This window comes from Massilia sp. DJPM01 (assembly GCF_030348125.1).
GTDB classification, from domain to species: domain Bacteria; phylum Pseudomonadota; class Gammaproteobacteria; order Burkholderiales; family Burkholderiaceae_D; genus Telluria_A; species Telluria_A frigida.
On sequence record NZ_JAQOZV010000212.1, the window covers coordinates 1 to 649 of the forward strand.

1 pseudogene is annotated in these 649 nt (G+C 61.2%); it reads right to left on the reverse strand.

Features of this window, described 5'->3' with window-relative positions:
- A pseudogene (locus PO883_RS34720) lies at positions 1 to 649 on the reverse strand (hypothetical protein); the annotation flags it as partial.

The following is a 649-nucleotide window of genomic DNA, read 5'->3' on the forward strand; positions in this document are numbered from 1 at the left end:
GAAGCGCTGGCTGGCCGTGGCGCTGGTAAAGCTGATGAGGCGATCCTGCCCATCGTAGCTGTAGCGCTGGTCCAGCCTGCTTGACGTGGCGTTCCCCGCATGCGTGCTTGCCACGATCCGCCCGGCGGCATCGTAACTGAGCGTGCGCGTCGCCCCTCCGAACTTCACGTTGCCGAGCGGATAACTGACGAGGCGGTTTTCCAGGTCGAACTGGCGGTCGTATTGATTGGGACTGCCCGCGCTGTGATTACCCCATAACCAAGAGCGCACAGCGCCGAACGGTTGGTAGCTTATCTGACTCAAAATGGTCGTGCGCGCAGTATTCGGACGGGTCAGGCCCAGGGCGGACGGTTTGCCATTACTGCCGTAAGTGAAGTCGATGCGATTGCCGCTGGGGTAGGTCATCGACGTGACGTGTCCAACGGCACTTCCCTCGGCGCCATAGGTGTAGTCGGTCACGAAGCGCCTGGACGCCGGGCCGCTCGTCTGCTCTTTCCTCAAAACCCTTCCCATGCCATCGTATGAGTATATAGTTTTCCCAGCCTCATCATTTATTACCGTCACGCGATCCGCTGCCGGGCTGCCGGCAGCGCCGTATTCAAACGTGCTGGTGCCGATGGCTGTCACGCGGCCCGCCGCGTCGTATCGA